General features: G+C 56.0%; 2 protein-coding genes and 1 pseudogene. 1 reads left to right on the forward strand and 2 read right to left on the reverse strand.

Annotated elements, in window-relative coordinates; genetic code table 11:
• Positions 1 to 493 (reverse strand): IS5 family transposase (locus tag M3A49_RS42205; protein WP_266233976.1); only part of this gene is annotated, 493 nt, incomplete at its 3' end.
• Between the two features lie 233 nt (positions 494 to 726).
• On the reverse strand, positions 727 to 1140 hold the full coding sequence (locus tag M3A49_RS42210) for a ParB N-terminal domain-containing protein (protein ID WP_266233977.1): 414 nt from the start codon (positions 1138 to 1140) through the stop codon (positions 727 to 729).
• Positions 1141 to 1347: 207 nt separating this feature from the next.
• Here M3A49_RS42210 and M3A49_RS42215 point away from each other — a divergent pair.
• Positions 1348 to 2404: pseudogene (locus tag M3A49_RS42215) on the forward strand (ISL3 family transposase).
• Positions 2405 to 2427: the final 23 nt, after the last annotated feature.

A 2427-nucleotide genomic window follows, 5' to 3' on the forward strand; every position in this document is an offset into this window, starting at 1 on the left:
TGCGTACAAAGCTCTTGTGTCCGGCCCACGCCTGGATCAGCGTGCCGTCCACGCTGAAATGCTCACCCGAGAGCAGACACTTCTTCTCGGCGATGGCCACCACTTCGTTGAAGAATTCGATGACCGCATCATGCTTGATCAGGCGCTCGCGGTTCTTCGTGAAGACCGTCGGTACCCACACCTCGTCGTCCATCGCCAGGCCGATGAACCAGCGAAACAGTAGGTTGTACTGCACCTGCTCCATGAGTTGCCGCTCAGAGCGGATGCTGTAGAGCACCTGGATCAGCATGGCTCGCAGCAACTTCTCTGGCGCGATACTCGGCCGCCCACCTTTGATGTCCGCTTCGTACATCTGGGCGAACAGTCGATCCATCTTCGCCAGCGCTTCGTTCGCCATCACGCGGATCGAACGCAACGGATGCCACTTGGGGACGAAGTCGTCCAGCTTGCGCATGGAAAACAGACTCTCGGTGAATGTGTCGGCGCCGCGCATGATCTCCAGGGGACGTAGTGGTCCATCTATCAACGCCTCACGAGCTCTATGCGATGACGTGTTTAAGCGGTATTTCAGCGGCCTGCTAGTTGGTACGCACGGTAGTAAGTCCCGCTATGGACCTGTCTATCCCAGCCATAGTTCGAATCGACTATTCAGAAGATCGTGCACCAAATTTCTGAATAAAGATATTGCGTCCTCCAAGCCAAGGCTATGAAGTCTGGGACAGCGCATTATCTCAGGTCATTGAGCGCGATCGCACAATTCGGCAAAGTGCCATTCAACGCATGTCGAGTGGTCTTGAAACTCATCAAATTTCCAGAAAGACCAGCATGGATGATACGATCAATAACCACTGGCGCAGGATTATCCCAGTAGGTGACATTCAAGTTGGGATCATCATAAGAAAGCAAAATACACGGAACAAACGACAAGTTTAGCTCCTTGGCGCAGAAATAGCGATGATGGCCGTCCATAATAATGAAATGGCGGTGCTCTACCAGAATAGGTGTAGTCCACTGTCCAGTTTCCGCGATTGATTTACCTAGCGTCTGTGCGCGTGGCACGTTGATATTCTCACTTGGACGAAGTTGACTTACTGGCAGTATGTCGAGCGTGTAAGTTCCGATAGCTTTCGAGGATGACACGGGCTTCTCCTAATATCAGCGTTTCTCCCTAGATTAGGCAATGCATGTATCGTGCCATACGAAGAGGTCCATATAATTCAACCGGCGGTCCTTGATAGTAGTGTCGCGTGTCTGACATTGTCGGAAAACCGTCTTCTTTAAGGCCTCTGTTGAATTCGGAGTGGGTGGTATCGTCCGGTTTTTTGCGTAACAAGACGAAGGGAAGTCATGCATAGCCAGTTGTTCGAAGCTGCATTGGGTGTGAGCGATCCGTGGTTCGTGAGCGGCGTTGATTTCGACGCGGCCGCCAAACGGCTGACGATTCAGATCGACTTTACTGCCGGCACTCGCTTTCCGTATCCGGAAGTGGCTGGCGCGCATCCCGTGCATGACACTGTCGTCAAGCGCTACCGGCACCTGAACTTCTTCCAGCATGACTGCTATCTCGAAGTGCGCACGCCTCTGCAAGCGCTACGTTGAACTGGCGTTGGCCGAGATCGATCTGTCCGACGTGACGAGCGCTGCCGTCGATGAGACCTCCTATAAGCGCGGGCACAACTATCTGACGCTCGTGGCCGACGCCAAACAACGCAAGGTCGTGTTCGTTACTGAAGGCCGGGACGCCGCCACCATCGAGCAGTTCGCCGCCCATCTGCAAGCGCACAACGCCACGCCCGGGCAAATCACGTCGGTCAGCATCGACATGTCGCCTGCCTTCATCAAGGGCGTCAGCGAGCACCTGCCCAACGCCCGTATCACCTTCGACAAATTCCACGTTGTCGCTCAGGCATCATTTGCTCTGGACAAGACGCGGCGGCTCGAGCAGAAGACCGACCCGGAACTCAAGGGCCTGCGCTGGGCACTGCTCAAGGACCGCGACCGGCTGAGCGTGGCGCAGCGTGCCGATCTGGACGCGCTCGTTGCCAACGTCACGACCAAGCGCACCGCCCGGGCCTGGCTCTATCGCGAGCAATTGCGCGACATCCTCGATCGCAAGCAGATCAACGTCGTCTCCGAGATGCTCGAGCAGTGGTGTACCAACGTGATGCGCTCCAAGGTCGAACCCATGAAGGAGGTTGCGCGCATGATCCGCAAGCACTTCGACGGCATCGTCGCCTGGACCCAGACGCGTCAGACCAACGGCTTCCTGGAGGCTCTCAACGGCCTGTTTCAGGCCGCCAAGCGACGCGCGCGCGGTTACGCCAACCTCACTACCATGCGCACCGTGCTATTCCTGATCGCCGGCAAGCTCGACTTCACTTCGATCAACCAGCATGCGGCATAACCCACTCAAATCTCAACAGAGCC

Source organism: Paraburkholderia sp. CNPSo 3076, assembly GCF_026343935.1.
Classification (GTDB): Bacteria; Pseudomonadota; Gammaproteobacteria; order Burkholderiales; family Burkholderiaceae; genus Paraburkholderia; species Paraburkholderia nodosa.